Genomic DNA, 15,416 nt, shown 5'->3' on the forward strand with positions numbered 1-15,416 from the left:
ACACCAATTGGGGCCACCACTATGTTGCGCGCGACTTAAAAGGGCGTCCGGTTCAACCGGAAAAAGGCCGGCCAGAGGGGAGTAGCGGATGACCAGTTCGCAGGACGACCATGGCCAGCCGGACAGCGCCCGCGGGGTGACGCACGATCTTGCATCGCGCATCGCCTCTGCCAAGCGGGAGCGCGAGCGGGAGGACAACAGATCCGCCCGGGATGCTTCCCCGGAGATGAGCGGTCTGGCGCGCGGTTTGCGCATCGGCACCGAGTTCATCGCCGCGGTTCTGGTGGGCGCCGGTCTCGGCTATCTCATCGACCTTGGCCTGGGAACCAGCCCCTGGGGCTTGCTCATCCTGCTGTTGATGGGCTTTGCCGCTGGAATCCTGAACGTCATCCGTGTGGTGGCGGAAATGAATGCCGCCTCGCCTGCCCCCAAGGGTGCCGATCTCGGACCCGAGGCGGAAGACGAAGAGCGGAATGAGAATTGATGACGCTTAGAGGGCTCCATGGCCGGTACTGACCCGATCCACCAGTTTGTCATCTATGACATTTTCGAGCTCTTCACCGTCGGCGGCGACGGCACTGAGGGGACGGGCACCACCTTCGCCTTCACCAATTCGGCCCTGTTCATGGTGCTGACGGTGGCCACCATTGCGGTGTTCCTGCTGCTCTCGACCTCGGGCAAGAAGCTGATCCCGACCCGGGCGCAATTGACGGCGGAGCTCCTCTACGAGTTCGTGGCCGGCATGGTCCGAAGCTCTGCCGGCACGGCCGGCATGAAATTCTTCCCGCTGGTCTTCAGCCTCTTCACCTTCATCTTCGTGGCCAACATGTTTGGCATGGTGCCGTATTTCTTCACCGTCACCAGCCACATCATCGTCACCTTCGCCCTTTCGATGCTGGTGTTCCTCACCGTCATCATCTACGGCTTCGTCAAGAACGGTCCCAAGTTCCTCAAGCTGTTCGTTCCCGCCGGTGTGCCGGGCTACATCCTTCCTATCGTGACGCCGATCGAGGTCATTTCCTTCCTCTCGCGTCCCATCAGCCTCTCGGTCCGTCTGTTCGGCAACATTCTTGCCGGCCACATCACGCTCAAGGTCTTCACCGGCTTTGCGGTCATGATGATCGGCGGTCTGGGTGCTCTGGGCTGGCTCGGCGCCACCCTGCCGGTCCTGATGGCAATCGCCCTCACCGGTCTCGAGTTTCTCGTCGGTGCGGTTCAGGCCTATGTCTTCGCGGTCCTGACCAGCATGTATCTGAACGACGCGATCCACCCGTCCCACTAACCACCCCTTCCCGGCGGATGACCCGCCGGAACCCAAAAAGTCGCTTGAAAGGACATTAAAATGGAAGCTGAAGCCGCAAAGTTCATCGGTGCCGGTATTGCCACCTTCGGTATGGCTGGTGCCGCCCTGGGCGTGGCCAACATCTTCGGCAACTTCCTCTCGGGTGCCCTGCGCAACCCGTCGGCTGCTCCGAGCCAGTTCGGTAACCTGATCTTCGGCTTCGCCGTGACCGAAGCTCTGGGCATCTTCTCGTTCCTGGTTGCCCTGATCCTGCTGTTCGTCGCCTAATAAAGCGACCGCACCAAGATTGTCGCAGCCGGACGCTTCTGTTCGGCTGCGTTCCCTTCTCCGGCCCATCGGCCGGATGACCGGATTTAACGGGACCTCCACCAGATGGTAACGCAAGCCTACGCTCAAGAAGCGGAACTCCCGGCAGACGACCACGGCACAGAAGCCGCTGGCGCCGCCGATGCCATGCATGTTGAGGAAGGCGTTCACGCCGATCCGACCCATGATACGCATGCCACGACCGAAGCGCACGGTGATGCCGGCCATTCGGACGTGTTCCCGCCCTTCGACCCGGCCACTTTCCCCAGCCAGCTGCTCTGGCTCGCCATCACCTTTGGCGCGCTTTATCTGTTGATGAGCAAGCTGGCCCTGCCCCGCATTGGCGGCATTCTGGAAAACCGCAAGACGCTGATCGACACCGATCTGGCGGCAGCCGATGCGGATCGCCAGAAGACCGATGCGGCCATTGCCGCCTATGAAAAGGCACTGGCCGAAGCCAAGGCCAATGCCCAGGGCATCGCCAACAAGAACCGTGAGGCCATTCAGGCAGATATCGCCGCCAAGCGGTCTGCTGCCGAAGCCGATCTCAGCGCCAAGGTCAGTGCCGCGGAAGCCCGCATTGCCCAGACCAAGGCCGAGGCCCTCACCCATGTCGACGAGATTGCTGCCGAGACGGCCCAGGCCGTGGTCAGCCAGCTCGTCGGTGATGTCGCACCTGACAGCGTTCGCGCTGCCGTGGCCAAGGTTAAGGGGTAAGCGCCATGCCAGAATGGTTGGATAACAGCTTCTTTGCCATGGTCGGCCTGGTGATCTTCCTCGGGCTGATGGTGTTTTTCGGCGTGCCGGGGATCATCGCCAAGATGCTCGATGGGAAGATCAAGCAGATCGAAACTGATATCGCCGAGGCGCGGCGCCTGCGCGAAGAGGCCGCCGCCCTGCTCGTTGAATATGAGCAGAAGCGTGTCGCTGCCGAAAAGGAAGCCGAGGGCATCGTCGCCGCTGCCAAGGAAGAAGCCGAGCGCCTGACCGTGGAAGCCCAGGCCTCTCTGGCCGACCTCGTCGCCCGCCGCACCGCAGCAGTGGAAGACAAGATCGCCCAGGCCGAAGCCCAGGCCATCGCCGAAGTGCGCGCCCGTTCTGCGGACATCGCCATCGAAGCCGCCCGCACCGTGCTGGCAGACGAGATGAACAAGAATGGCGGCAAGGTCATCGACGCCGCCATTGCCGATGTCAGCAGCAAGCTGAACTGATCCGGCTCAAAACCGAATGACAAGGGCGGGCAGCGATGCCCGCCTTTTTGTTGCGCCGAAGGCCGCAAGGCGCCGCCGCGTCCCACTCCTACTGCGATAACGTCGCAGTTTTCCTGTACATGCGTTTCTCGCGATTGACGCCACGGGGAATCTCCACCATGGTGCGCCCGACTGCGGGAGAGACTGGCTTTGCCAGCGCCGAAGGAGCAACCGCCCCGGAAACTCTCAGGCCAAAGGACCGCAGTCAGGTCGAACACTCTGGAAAGCAGGCTGGACCAGCCTCTCCGAAGGAGCAACCGGCGCTCAGCCGGGAAATCTCTCAGGGCAAGGACAGAGGGGGCACGCATCTTCCGCCACAAGGGCGGATCCTTGTCGTGTCGCCTTTGAACCCGAGTGGTGCCCATGGCCGAAGCCAATTCCGAAGACCTCAAGCAGACCCCGCTCTACGAGCGCCACGTTACGGCCGGTGGCCGCATTGTGCCGTTCGGCGGCTATGCCCTGCCCGTGCAATATCCCTCCGGCATCATGGCCGAACACAAATGGACCCGCGAACAGGCGGGCCTGTTCGATGTCAGCCATATGGGGCCGAGCTTTCTCAGCCTCAACGCCCCCAGCGGCGATCCGGAGGCGGACCACGCCGCGATCGCCGCCGTGATCGAGCCCCTGATCTGCGGCGACATTGCCGGCCTCAAACCGGGACAGATGCGCTACACGCTGCTGCTCAATGAGAAGGGTGGGACCATTGACGATCTCATGGTCGGGCGCCTCCCCGACGACCCCGGCACGCTCTATGTGGTGGTCAATGCCGGCACCAAGGAAAACGACTTTGCGCTGATCGCTGCAGGCGCCGGTGACAAGGCGACCCTCAGGCGTGCCGATGATGGCGGCCTTCTTGCGTTGCAGGGGCCCGAAGCGGTCGACGTCATGGCAGCGCTCGTGCCCGACGCCACCCAGCTCGGCTTCATGCAGGTGCGCGAGTTCGAATGGAACGGCGTACCCATCACCATTTCCCGTTCCGGCTATACCGGTGAAGACGGATTCGAAATCCTCATGCCCGGTCACATGGCAGTGGCCCTGTGGGACGAACTGCTGGCCGATCCTCGCGTCAAGCCGATTGGCCTGGGCGCCCGCGACAGCCTCCGCCTTGAGGCCGGCCTGCCGCTCTATGGACATGACCTGGACGAAACCGTCTCCCCGATCGAGGCCGAACTTGGCTTTGCCGTCTCCAAGCGCCGCCGCGAGGCCGCAGACTTCCCAGGCGCAACGCGCATTCTCGCCGAACGCGATGGCAAGCTGTCTCGCAGGCGCGTCGGGCTGATCGTCGGAGGCGCACCGGCCCGAGAGGGCGCCGAAATCCTCGATGCATCCGGCGCGGCCATTGGCGTCGTCACCAGCGGCGGCTTTGCCCCCTCGCTGGGCAAGGCCATTGCGCTGGGCTTCGTCCCGCCGGATCACGCTGCCATCGGCAACAAGCTTCAGGTCTCGGTGCGCGGCCGCGCCCAGCCGGCCGAGATCGTGCCCACCCCGTTCGTTCCCCACCGCTATTTCCGCAAGTCAGCCTGAGGCCCCTCACATGACCACCAAGTTCACTCCCGATCACGAATATATCCGCATTGAAGGCACGACCGGTGTCGTCGGCATCACCAATTACGCGCAGGAGCAGTTGGGCGACATCGTCTTCGTCGAACTGCCTTCCGTCGGCAAAGTCCTCAAGAAGGGCGACGAGGCCGCCGTGGTCGAATCCGTCAAGGCTGCCTCCGAGATCTATGCCCCGGTCTCGGGCACGGTTACCGAGGTCAACGACGCGCTGACCGGCGAACCGGGCCTCGTGAACAACGACCCGGAAAATGGCGGCTGGATGTTCAAGATCGCCATCGACGACGCCGGCGAACTCGACAAGCTCCTCGATGATGCCGGCTATGCGGATCTGACGAAATAATCATGCGCTATCTCCCCCATTCCGACCACGAACGCGCCGAGATGCTCGGCGTGATCGGCGCCAGTGACATTGACGCGCTGTTCTCAGCGGTGCCGAAGTCAGCGTTGAAGAACTTTGAACTCGACCTTCCGGACCACAGCCCCGAATTCCTGGTCGAGGCGCATATGCGCGCGCTGGCAAACCAGAACCATGCGGCCGGCGATGGCCCGTTCTTCGTCGGCGCTGGTGCTTATCGCCACCATGTGCCCGCCACAGTCGATCACCTGATCCAGCGGTCCGAGTGGCTGACGGCCTATACGCCCTATCAGCCGGAAATCTCGCAGGGCACCCTGCAGATGCTATTCGAATTCCAGACGCAGGTGGCCAAGATCACCGGCATGGACGTGGCCAATGCCTCGCTCTATGACGGCTCCACAGGCACGGCCGAAGCGGTGCTGATGGCCCGCCGTCTGACCCGGCGCAACAAGGTTGTGCTCTCGGGCGGGCTGCACCCGCACTACCGCGATGTGGTCAGGGCCTATCTCAAGGACGACCCGCATCTCGAATGCCTCTCCCCCTCCCCCGAGGGTCAGGGCGACATTCTCGATCATATCGACGCTGACACGGCGGCCATTGTCATCCAGACCCCGGACTTCTACGGCCATCTGCGCAATGTTGAGGCTGCAGCGAAGGCCGCTCACGACCAGGGCGCGCTGCTGATCGTGGTCATCACCGAAGTGGTGTCGCTGGGGCTGCTGGAGGCTCCCGGTGCGCTGGGCGCCGATATCGTGGTGGCCGAGGGCCAGTCCATCGGCAATGCGCTCAATTTCGGCGGGCCGTATCTGGGGCTGATGGCGACGAAGAAGGAATTCATCCGCCAGATGCCGGGCCGGCTCTGCGGCGAGACCGTCGATGCGGACGGCAATCGCGGCTTCGTGCTGACGCTCTCCACGCGCGAGCAGCATATCCGCCGCGAAAAGGCCACATCGAACATCTGTACCAATTCAGGTCTTTGTGCGCTCGCCTTCTCGATCCACATGGGCCTGCTGGGCGAAGCGGGCTTTGTCCGGCTGGCGCGGCTCAACCATTTCAACGCCATCAGACTGGCCAATGCGCTTGATGGCGTGCCCGGCGTCACTGTCCTCAACAAGACCTTCTTCAACGAAATGACCATCCGCGTCACCCAGCCGGCCACGGCTCTCGTCGAACGGCTCGCCCAGCGTGGCATTCTTGCCGGCGTGCCGGCCAGCCGCCTCCTCCCGGGTGATCCAGAGGTCGAGAACCTCATCATTTTGGCGGCGACCGAGTTGACCACCGAGGGCGACATCGCCGCGCTCTGCGCCGCGCTGACGGAGGAACTGGCATGAGCATGAATACCCAGGGCCGCCCCACCGGCGTGGGCACGGCCGGCACTTCGGCCTCCGGCTCGGCCCTCTTGCCCGACGAACCGCTGCTGTTCGAAATCGGCGACAACGAGCATTCCGGCGTCGACCTGCCCGACGTCGATCTCGCAACCGATCGCCTCGGCGGCTTTGCCCGCAAGAGCAAGCTGGACCTGGCCGGTCTCACCGAGCCCGAGGCGATGCGCCACTATGTGCGCCTGTCCCGCCTCAATCACTCCATCGACAGTGGCATGTATCCGCTGGGCTCGTGCACGATGAAGCACAATCCGCGCCTCAACGAGAAGATGGCGCGCCTGCCCGGCTTTGCCGATATCCACCCCCTGCAGCCGGTTTCGACCGTGCAGGGCGCACTGGAGCTGATGAACCAGCTTTCCCATTGGCTGATGACGCTGACCAATACCGCGGCCGTCGCCCTGTCGCCCAAGGCGGGCGCCCATGGCGAATTGCTCGGCATGATGGCTATCAAGGCCGCCCAGGAGGCCAAGGGCGAGGCACATCGCAAGATCGTGCTCGTGCCCGAAAGCGCCCATGGCACCAATCCGGCCACGGCCGCCTTCCTCGGCTATAGCGTGAAGCCCATTCCGGCCCGCGATGACGGTACGGTCGATGTGCAGGCGGTCAAGAATGCGCTGTCATCTGACGTCGCGGCCATCATGCTGACCAATCCCAATACCTGTGGCCTTTTCGAGCCGCAGGTGATCGAGATTGCCCAGGCCGTCCACGATGCGGGGGCGTTTTTTTACTGTGATGGTGCCAATTTCAACGCCATCATGGGCGTCGTCCGTCCGGGCGATCTCGGCATCGACGCCATGCATATCAACCTGCACAAGACCTTCTCGACGCCGCATGGTGGCGGCGGGCCGGGTGCGGGTCCTGTCGTGCTCTCCGAGGCACTGGCCCCTTTCGCTCCGGTCCCGTTCGTGCGCAAGGGCAAGGACGGCCTGGAGATGGTCGAGCACATCGAAGGCGAGGCGCTGGGCCGCGTAACCGCCTTCCACGGGCAGATGGGCATGTATGTGCGCGCGCTGACCTATATGCTCAGCCACGGGGCTGACGGGTTGGCACAGGCGGCGGAAGATGCGGTGCTCAATGCCAATTACGTCAAGGCGAAGCTCGAGCACCTGTTCTCGGTGCCGTTCCCGGACTATCCGACCATGCATGAAGCGCTGTTCGATGACAGCTTCCTCAAGGGCACAGACATCTCTACCCTCGATTTCGCCAAGGCGCTGATCGATGAGGGCTTCCATCCCATGACCATGTATTTCCCGCTGGTCGTGCATGGCGCCATGCTGATCGAGCCGACCGAAAGCGAAAGCAAGCAGACGCTCGACCACTTCTGCGAGGTGATGGCCGAGCTGGCCAATGACGCCAAAGCGGGGAACAAGGAGCGGTTTACCGGCGCACCGATGAAGGCGCCGCGCCGTCGCCTCGACGAAACCCGCGCGGCCCGGCAACCCATTCTCAAATGGGAACGCCCCGCCGATCTGCCCAAGGCAGCCGAATAGAAAGAGGCCCGGAGAACACTCCGGGCCTTTTCAATTCTCGTCTTGGATTGCCCGCCATTCGCGCGTAGCGCTCATGGCCTTCTTGGCTTGAATGGCTCCACCGGAGCCATTCATCCGCTGTGCGGAACGCCTGCGAAGCGCCTCCAATCGCGCCACCGGCGCGATTGGCCCTTCGGTACGGCTCTCAGCCCCTGGTGTCGAAGCCGACCCAGATGGTGATGGTTTCGCCGCCCAGATAGGGAATGGTCACGTTTTCCACCACCTTGACGAATTCGGCTGTCTGGCTCGGCGGCACGATCGGTACGGCCAATGTGTATTTTTCCGAGAAGATGGCCTGGCCGTCGCGTTCCACCGCAAAGCGGATCGGTGCATTGACGGTCGACTGGCTGCCAGCCGGACCGAGCAGCACGCGGCCGGTCACGCCCATATTTACGGTGATCTGGCCATTGGACACCACGCAATTGCGTGACGTCTCGTCGATCACGCCCTGATATTGCAGCGCCTTGGGGTCTCCGACCCGGCCGCCGCCATAATAATACATGGCCTCGCCGCCCAGCCGCACCTTGATCGGCGGGCACTCGGTGGCAATCACCGGCAGCGCATTGGTCTGGGCCTGGGCAACGGCCTGGGGGGTGGCGGTGGCGTTCTGCAGATTGGCATTGGTCGAGGTGCCGCCACCAAACATCGAACCCATGGAACAGCCGGCCAACAGCACGGCCAATCCGGCAAGAGCGGGGATACGCAGAGCGGACGTCAGGATGAGGGTCATTGTCGTACTTGGCTCCTGGCGACTAGGCGGCAGCGGCTTCGAGAGCCATCAGAATAGCGGGTGCGCCGCTGGCCGTCACGCCGGGCGCGTCTTCAGTGAAAACGGCGTCCACGACGCCGTTGCGGATGATCATGGCACACCGGGCGAACCGTGTGCCCATGCCGCCGCCGGAGAAATCCTTGTCCAGACCCATGGCCCTGGCCAGGGCGGCGTTACCATCCGCGAGGAAGGCGACATCGTCCAGGGCGTTGGTGGCCTCGGCCCAGGCCTTCATGACGTGATGATCGTTGGTTGCCGCGCAAACGATGCGGTCGACGCCGGCAGCACGCAGCTTGGCGGCATTGGCCACGAAGCCGGGCAAATGGTTGACGTGGCAGGTCGGGGTGAAGGCGCCTGGTACGGCGAACATCACCACAGTGCCGCTCCCCAGTGCCACATCGCTTGTGGTGTCTTCGATACCAGCCGCAGTCACCAGCTTGGTCCCGACGGAGGGAACCTTGTCGCCGCGTTCAATCATTGGTGGAAATTGCCCCATGCTTGGCGGCGCAGCCGCCCTACTCCAGTACTCAAGCCCCTGCGATAAGCGGCTTTGGACCAGGGCACAAGACCGACAACCCCATCAGTCCTGTCCGTCCACATCCGCTTTGGCGCCGGCTTCTATTGTCCGGCTGACCTCGAAGGCACCCCTCGGCGTCATGAAGGAGAGTTCCACCTCCATGTCATCCAGAGCACTATTGTCGGTTTTGCTCAGGATGGGAAGCAGCACTAGATTGGATTGCGGGCTTTTTTGCGGCGCGCCGAACAGCGGCCCTTCCCCCTCGGCGGCAGCAATCAGGCTTTGCGGGTCGACAACGGCAGGGTCGATTTCGACCGCGATTGCGCTCTGTCCCGGGACCAGCATTGCCGAGCCTAGCGGATCGCCTGCGCCCTGCCAGGCGATGGGCACATCCGCCATCGCCTGGGCAATGCGTAATCCATTGGCATAATCAGGGTCAGGCTCGCTTGCCGGCATGGTGAACTGGGCCTGCGCCGGAACGCAGATCTCCGAACAAATGCCCAATGTGGCCTCAAGGGCCACCGTACCACCGGGTTCACTCACCGCGAGTTCCAGGGGCAAGATGGTGTGCCCGAAATAAACATAGTCGAGATAGCCCCCCTTCTGTTCCCGCTCGGGGAAGGGCCAATGCTGCTGATGAAGAGCAACGCCTTTGGAGGAGGAGAAATCGAGGTCCATCGGCAGGCCGGTTTCGCCGGGGATGCGCCAATAGGTCTTGGTGTCCTCCGGCATGTCGATTTCCAGCGCAAACAATGCCTTGCCGTCCGCCTTGGGTTGCCCGGCGCTGATCAGCCGGATTTGGACGCCAGGCGCCACTTCCTGCCAGGCGGTTTCACCTGCCACGGCCGGAACGCTGGCAATCACGATGGGCATCACAAGGGCAGCAAATATACGCATGGGGTGGAATTAGCGCAGTAAAAGGTGAACAGCCAGCTAGCGCTTAATCAGGCCTTCGTGATGGGTGTGACAGGCCCTGCGCTTGGCAGGCCCGCACCCGGCGCCTACAATCGGCACCATGAACACACTCGAAGGTCAATTCCTGGTCGCCATGCCGGACATGGCCGATGAACGCTTCGCCGAGAGCGTGATCCTGATCGTGGGTCACGGCGCGGAGGGCGCCATGGGGCTCGTGGTCAATCACGAGCTGGCCAATCTGCGCTTTGCCGACATTCTGGATGAGCTCGATCTGGGCGACCCCGACGCAGTGATCCGCCTGCCCGACAGCATTCGCGACCGTGCCGTCATGCGTGGCGGGCCAGTTGAGCGGGGCCGCGGCTTCGTGCTGCATTCAGGCGATTACCACAGCGGCAATACCTACAAGGTCACAGACGACATCGGCCTGACCGCGACGCTCGATATCCTCAAAGCCATGGCTTTTGGTCCTGCACCACGCGCAGCGCTATTCGCACTGGGCTGCTGTGGCTGGTCGCCCGGTCAGCTGGAAGACGAGATCGGAGCCAATGGCTGGCTGACCATCCCGTTCAGCCGTGAGCTATTGTTTGATGTGCCTGTGGAGCAGCGCTACGACAAGGCGCTCGCCAGCCTGCATATCACGCGGGCAACGCTGAGTTCGGAGGCCGGGCACGGATAACGGCTGTCTTCCGGCCCCAGGCAGACCTCACTTGCCCATCTGCGCTGCGAGTTTTTTGCCCAGTTCGGCCCCGACAATGGCCGGACCAAAGGCAAACCCTTGTGCGTAGCGGCAATTGAGCTGGCGCAGCCGCTCGATCTCGTCGAGGCTTTCGACACCCTCTGCAATCACCATCAGGTCAAGATCGTTGGCCAGGGCGACGATCGACCGGATGATCGGCCCCTGGGTGTGGGCAATGCCGTTGTCGGTGCCCATGCGAACGAAAGGCGCGGGGATCTTGATGGTATCGAACGGGAAGCGGTGCAAATAGCTCAGCGAGGAATGTCCGGTGCCGAAATCATCCAGTGCCAGGCCCAGCCCCATGTTCCGCAGCGCTTCCAGCATATAGGCGGAATGCTCGGGATTGGTCATCACCTGGCTCTCGGTAATCTCAAGCTTGAGATGGCTGGCCAGGTCACGGTCCTGCGCAACGAGATTGCGCATATCGCTCAAGAGTGTCTCGGTCGCCAATTGGGTCGGCGAAAGATTGACCGAGATGAAGAAGCCTTCCGGCAGTCCGATGGTGGTCAGCCAGTCCTTGGCTTGCGCGGCGGATTGTTCGAAGGCGAGACGGCCGAGCTTTTCGATCTGACCGGACCGTTCCGCCAGCGGGACGAATTCATCGGGCGTCACCATGCCGCGCGTGGGGTGGTTCCACCGCATCAGGGCTTCGGTGCCGGCAATCTGGCCGGTCTGGATATCCATCACCGGCTGGAACTGCACATGCAGCTCACCCTGCTTCAGGCCGCGCTCGAGGTCTTCCTCGCTGGCCTTGCTATAGGAAGCAATCGAGCGCGCCGAAGCCCGATAGGCCTCAATGCGGTCGCCGCCCAGCCGCTTGGCGTAATACATGGCCAGTTCCGCATCGCGCAGCACATCGGCCGCCGTCGAGGGATTGCTGTCATAGATGGTGACACCGATCGAGGCCGTCAGCACCAGGTCGCGATCACCGAAATTGAAGGGCGCCTTGAGGCCCTTGCGGATCTGCTCGGCGGTTTCCGCGATCTTGGCCGCGGCCTGCTCGGAGGCCAGGATCACCGCGAACTGATCGCCACCGATGCGGGCGACAGTATCGAGCGGGCGCATGATACGGGCGATGCGCCGCGAGATCGCCAGCAAGACGGAGTCGGCTGCCGAATGGCCGATGCGCTCCTCGAGTTCCATGAAGCGGTCGATGTCGATCAGGAACACCGCAGGCTTGGTGCCCCCGGGCGTGCGGGCCCGCACCAGAGCCCGCTCCAGGCGGTCCAGAAACAGCTGGCGGTTCGGCAGGCCGGTCAAGCTGTCATGCACCGCATCGTGCAGCAGGCGTTCGCGCGCGGCACGATCCTCGGTGACATCCTGCAGGGTGCCCACGATGCGGTTGACCTGACCGTCACCGCCCAGAACCGGTTTCACGCGCATGCGGAAGGTGCGGAAATTGCCGTCGTGGCCGGCGATACGCATGTCGGCGGACACCTTGCCGCGCCGCAACTCGACCAGAGTGTCGAATGCGGTGCGGAAGCGGTCGCGATCATCGGGATGCACGCGATCCAGCCAGCGCTTGATGGCGCCGCGCAGGGCGCCGCGCTTTTCGCCCAGGCGTGTCGCCAGCTCATCGCTGACGGTCACGCGATCCCGCTCGATGTTCCAGTCAAAGACGAAGTCACCCGAACCTGTCAGCGCCAGGGCACGGCGTTCGACCTCGCTCAATGTGCCGATCGTGACCTGCCCCTCGGAAAAGGCGTGCTGAACTGCGGTGAAGCCGAGCAGCATGACAATGAGCACCAGGCCGCCGCCCACGGCCGGCTGGGCGACGTCATTGGTGACCTGACCCGAGATGACCAGCCAGGCATAGAACAGCCAGGCAATGAAGATGATCCAGGTTGGCACCAGCAGCACCGCGCGGTCATAGCCGCGCAAGGCCAATAGGAGAATGAGGAAGAAGCCCGAGACGCCCAGCAGGGCAAGCACAAGACGGGCGATCGTTGCCGCTATGGCCGGCTGGAAGAAGGCGAAGAGGAACAAGGCCAGAAACAGGGCTGCCAGCCCCAGGGCCAGGTGGATGAAGCGCAGATGCCAGCGGTGGAGATTGAGATAGATGAAGAGGAAGCCCGCCAGCGTGGTGGCGATGCCCGCTTCGGCCGCCGCGCGCCAGGGCTGCATGGCGCTGGCGCTAAGGCCCAGAATGCGCCCGAGCAGGCCGAAATCGATGAGCAGATAGGCCAGGACTGCCCAGGCGAAAGCCGCCGTGGCGGGAAAGACCCCGCGCCCCTTGACCACGAACATGATGGTCAGGAACACCGAGGCCAGCGCCGCTACACCCAGCACCACACCGCGGAATAAGGTGAAGGCGTTGACATAGTCGCGATAGGCGTTGGGTTCCCAGAGATAGAACTCGGCGAGGTCGTCGGATGCCAGTTCCGCGATCACTGTCATGGTGGCGCCTGGATCGAGCGTCACCTCGAAGACGTCGGCTTCGGGGTCCGGCAGTCGTTCGGGCCGGATTCCGGCGCTGGGGGTAATCGCGGTGACGCGGTTTTCCCCAAGATCGGGCTGAAAGACACCCGAGCCGGGCAGCCGGAAGAATGGTGCCACCAGCAGGCGCTGGATCTGCTGGTCGCTGTCATTGCGCAGCGCGATCAGCGCGAAGGAGGGATTGGTCTCGGTGTCGGTGGCCAGCACCTCGATGCGGCGGATGATGCCGTCCGCGTCAGGCGCCGTCGACAATTGCACGCGGCCCCCCTGCCCCGGCACCACCTCCACCACGTCCGACAGGTTGACGGCATTGACGTCCTCGGGGACTGAAATGACTTCGAACCCCTTGGCGGGTGCAAGGCCAATCAGCGCGAGCGCCAGGCAGAACGCGAATGCTAGAAAATGACGCATCAAGAGCAGTTAAATCCGGCGCTAGGCTTCTTTGTGGCACTGGTCCGGCTTCGGCTTGATCGACCCGGACAGGCCTTTGTCTTCTTGATCCTCCAGCGGAACGTTCACTTGGTACGGGAGATTGACGCTTGCGACAAGCGTCCTCGCCTGTTGCACACTTGCAACATCAGGTCCGTTCAGACCAGCCGAGCGCCGGCAAATGACCGCTCGGCCACGCTGTCGCAGAGGCCAGACCACTCGCAACCCGCACAGGCGGCCCGAACGGCGCCGCTCCGAAAAGCGGTGCGTAACGTGGACAGTGTTGATTTTGTCAGCTCAAGGTCGCTCAGATCGGCCAGCCCGAGCGACTTTGATATTTTCAGTCTCGCCAAACGATCGCGTTCTACGACACTCTCGTTGTGGCAGTGCGTATCCCGGGTGCCCAGCAGGGGGCCGCAGATATCGTCAGGGCCTTCGACCAGTTGGATCGCTTCGCCCGCCGCCAGCAGGGCAACGATACGATCATAGTTCTCGACAAAGGCAGGGGAATATCCCCTGCCAATATAGGTCATGAGGCACAACAGATGGTGCGCTCTCAGCCGGACCGTCAACGGGCCGACCAATGCCACACGCCAGCCAGTACGGCCGCGGCCAGGGCCGACTTGAGCACTCCACCGACGATGAACGGCAGAACGCCATGGACAATGGCCGGCTCCACGCCAATGAGTACCGCAAGCCAGGCAGCGCCCAGGACCAGGCAGGCCATGTTTCCCAAAAGCGCTGCGGAGAAGGCGAGGACGGGGCGGGTTCCATTCCATCCGCGTTCCGTCAGCCACCCGACAAGCATCCCGCATACGGGAAACGCAAAGAGATAGCCGCCAGTGGAGCCCAGAAAGTGCTGGGCGCCGGACGCGCCACCCGCCAGCACGGGCAGTCCCATGGCGCCCTCCAGCAACCAGGCCACGATGGTTATGCCACCCAGGCGCCAGCCATAAAGGGCGCCGACCATGGTGACGGCGAATGTCTGCATGGTCATGGGAACCGGCACCATAGGCACTTCGACATAGGATGACAGTGCCAGAATGAGTGTTCCCAAGACCACGGCACCCACCTTCCAGGTCAAGGACCTGTCGGCCAGTTTCAGGGGGCTGCCGACGTGATCGACGGTATCAAGCTGATCCATATTCTACTCCCGCGAATTATAGATAATTTTTAGACGTAATATATAATGCAGATTGAGCACCTTGGGGCAAGGCGCGAATTGGCTGAACTGTGGAGGAATGTATTAGCCGCCGACGACGAACAGGCGTCTGGTCATGCCACCTGCAATCGGCAAGGGGCGCTGATTGACGGCGCGGACGTGGCGCACCAGCACGGTGCAGGCCTGGTCGATATCGCCTTGCCGCAGGGCGGCCAGGATAGCGAGGTGATCGTGATCAGTGCGCGCTTCCCAGTCGGAACGCCAGGCCGCGAACAGGAACCGCGCGCTGGCGGCGTGCAGATCATCGATGGCAGCCATCAGCCGGTGCATGCCGCAGGGGGCCAGCAGAGTGCGGTGAAAGGTGCGGTTGGCGGCCTCCCAGCTGCGGACGTCACCCGACCTGTCGCCTGCGCGCGTCGCGCGTTCCGCTGCATCAAGGATGGCAGAAGTCAGGTTGGGCGCCGCGTGGCGCAAGGCGAGCTCTTCGAGTGCGGCGCGCATTTCGGCGACCTCACGGACCTCCTCCTTGCTGAAGGACGCGACCCGCACACCCCGGCGCGGTTCACTGACAGCCAGGCCCTGCGCCTCGAGCCGCCGGAAGGCCTCGCGGACAGGCACATGGCTGGCACCGAACTCGGCCGCGATATGGTCCTGGCGCAGACGCGTGCCCGGCTCCAGCGTGCCGGCGACGATTCGCTCGGCAAGCACCTTGCTGATCCGGACCGCGATCGTATCTTCGGATGCCCGTGACATGGGGGAAGTGATAA

General features: G+C 63.2%; 17 protein-coding genes and 1 riboswitch. Of the genes, 10 read left to right on the forward strand and 7 right to left on the reverse strand.

The genetic code is table 11. From position 1 onward, the window contains the following. Positions 1 to 88: 88 nt before the first annotated feature. The 9 genes from QZ564_RS02005 (at position 89) to gcvPB (ending at position 7,646) form a co-directional block, all read left to right on the forward strand. Positions 89 to 484, forward strand: a complete 396-nt coding sequence (locus QZ564_RS02005; RefSeq protein WP_297103880.1) for an AtpZ/AtpI family protein — start codon at positions 89 to 91, stop codon at positions 482 to 484. 18 nt (positions 485 to 502) lie between these two features. Further along, positions 503 to 1,282: a F0F1 ATP synthase subunit A gene (locus QZ564_RS02010; protein WP_297103882.1), complete on the forward strand. Its 780-nt coding sequence runs from the start codon at positions 503 to 505 to the stop codon at positions 1,280 to 1,282. A 60-nt stretch (positions 1,283 to 1,342) separates the two neighbouring features. Beyond that, positions 1,343 to 1,570 (forward strand): F0F1 ATP synthase subunit C, encoded by a 228-nt coding sequence (locus QZ564_RS02015; RefSeq protein ID WP_067459640.1) that lies wholly within the window; start codon positions 1,343 to 1,345, stop codon positions 1,568 to 1,570. Positions 1,571 to 1,675: 105 nt separating this feature from the next. Then, complete coding sequence (locus QZ564_RS02020) at positions 1,676 to 2,326, forward strand: F0F1 ATP synthase subunit B (protein WP_297103891.1); 651 nt, start codon at positions 1,676 to 1,678, stop codon at positions 2,324 to 2,326. A 5-nt stretch (positions 2,327 to 2,331) separates the two neighbouring features. Next, on the forward strand, positions 2,332 to 2,820 hold the full coding sequence (locus tag QZ564_RS02025) for an ATP F0F1 synthase subunit B (RefSeq protein ID WP_297103893.1): 489 nt from the start codon (positions 2,332 to 2,334) through the stop codon (positions 2,818 to 2,820). 164 nt (positions 2,821 to 2,984) lie between these two features. After that, positions 2,985 to 3,071: riboswitch (glycine riboswitch) on the forward strand. Positions 3,072 to 3,222: 151 nt separating this feature from the next. Beyond that, the gene (gene gcvT / locus QZ564_RS02030) at positions 3,223 to 4,383 is read left to right on the forward strand and encodes a glycine cleavage system aminomethyltransferase GcvT (RefSeq protein WP_297103895.1); all 1,161 of its coding nucleotides are present in this window, start codon (positions 3,223 to 3,225) and stop codon (positions 4,381 to 4,383) included. 10 nt (positions 4,384 to 4,393) lie between these two features. Next, entirely contained in the window at positions 4,394 to 4,759 is a 366-nt protein-coding gene (gene gcvH, locus QZ564_RS02035) for a glycine cleavage system protein GcvH (RefSeq protein WP_297103897.1), read from the forward strand. A gap of 2 nt (positions 4,760 to 4,761) precedes the next feature. Next, entirely contained in the window at positions 4,762 to 6,105 is a 1,344-nt protein-coding gene (gcvPA, locus tag QZ564_RS02040; protein ID WP_297103899.1) for an aminomethyl-transferring glycine dehydrogenase subunit GcvPA, read from the forward strand. Then, the gene (gene gcvPB, locus QZ564_RS02045; RefSeq protein WP_297103901.1) at positions 6,102 to 7,646 is read left to right on the forward strand and encodes an aminomethyl-transferring glycine dehydrogenase subunit GcvPB; all 1,545 of its coding nucleotides are present in this window, start codon (positions 6,102 to 6,104) and stop codon (positions 7,644 to 7,646) included. Before gcvPA ends, gcvPB begins: the two co-directional genes overlap by 4 nt. A gap of 184 nt (positions 7,647 to 7,830) precedes the next feature. Here gcvPB and QZ564_RS02050 read toward each other — a convergent pair whose 3' ends face one another. From QZ564_RS02050 to QZ564_RS02060, 3 genes are all read right to left on the reverse strand, one after another. After that, positions 7,831 to 8,415, reverse strand: a complete 585-nt coding sequence (locus tag QZ564_RS02050; RefSeq protein ID WP_297103904.1) for a hypothetical protein — start codon at positions 8,413 to 8,415, stop codon at positions 7,831 to 7,833. 22 nt (positions 8,416 to 8,437) lie between these two features. Then, positions 8,438 to 8,932, reverse strand: coding sequence for a peroxiredoxin (locus QZ564_RS02055; protein WP_297103907.1), 495 nt, complete (start codon positions 8,930 to 8,932; stop codon positions 8,438 to 8,440). 102 nt (positions 8,933 to 9,034) lie between these two features. Then, on the reverse strand, positions 9,035 to 9,868 hold the full coding sequence (locus QZ564_RS02060; protein ID WP_297103909.1) for a protein-disulfide reductase DsbD domain-containing protein: 834 nt from the start codon (positions 9,866 to 9,868) through the stop codon (positions 9,035 to 9,037). 118 nt (positions 9,869 to 9,986) lie between these two features. Here QZ564_RS02060 and QZ564_RS02065 point away from each other — a divergent pair, with 118 nt between their 5' ends. After that, complete coding sequence (locus QZ564_RS02065) at positions 9,987 to 10,562, forward strand: YqgE/AlgH family protein (protein ID WP_297103911.1); 576 nt, start codon at positions 9,987 to 9,989, stop codon at positions 10,560 to 10,562. A gap of 27 nt (positions 10,563 to 10,589) precedes the next feature. Here the strand turns inward: QZ564_RS02065 and QZ564_RS02070 are convergent, their stop codons facing one another. The 4 genes from QZ564_RS02070 to QZ564_RS02085 form a co-directional block, all read right to left on the reverse strand. Beyond that, positions 10,590 to 13,469 (reverse strand): EAL domain-containing protein, encoded by a 2,880-nt coding sequence (locus tag QZ564_RS02070; protein WP_297103913.1) that lies wholly within the window; start codon positions 13,467 to 13,469, stop codon positions 10,590 to 10,592. A gap of 176 nt (positions 13,470 to 13,645) precedes the next feature. Beyond that, positions 13,646 to 14,020 (reverse strand): DUF1284 domain-containing protein, encoded by a 375-nt coding sequence (locus tag QZ564_RS02075; protein ID WP_363311377.1) that lies wholly within the window; start codon positions 14,018 to 14,020, stop codon positions 13,646 to 13,648. A gap of 35 nt (positions 14,021 to 14,055) precedes the next feature. Continuing rightward, positions 14,056 to 14,631 (reverse strand): biotin transporter BioY, encoded by a 576-nt coding sequence (locus QZ564_RS02080; RefSeq protein ID WP_297103915.1) that lies wholly within the window; start codon positions 14,629 to 14,631, stop codon positions 14,056 to 14,058. A 102-nt stretch (positions 14,632 to 14,733) separates the two neighbouring features. Beyond that, positions 14,734 to 15,402, reverse strand: a complete 669-nt coding sequence (locus tag QZ564_RS02085; protein WP_297103917.1) for a GntR family transcriptional regulator — start codon at positions 15,400 to 15,402, stop codon at positions 14,734 to 14,736. Positions 15,403 to 15,416 lie beyond the last annotated feature (14 nt).

Origin of the sequence: uncultured Devosia sp. (assembly GCF_913055165.1) — a bacterium.
In the GTDB taxonomy this organism is placed as follows: domain Bacteria; phylum Pseudomonadota; class Alphaproteobacteria; order Rhizobiales; family Devosiaceae; genus Devosia.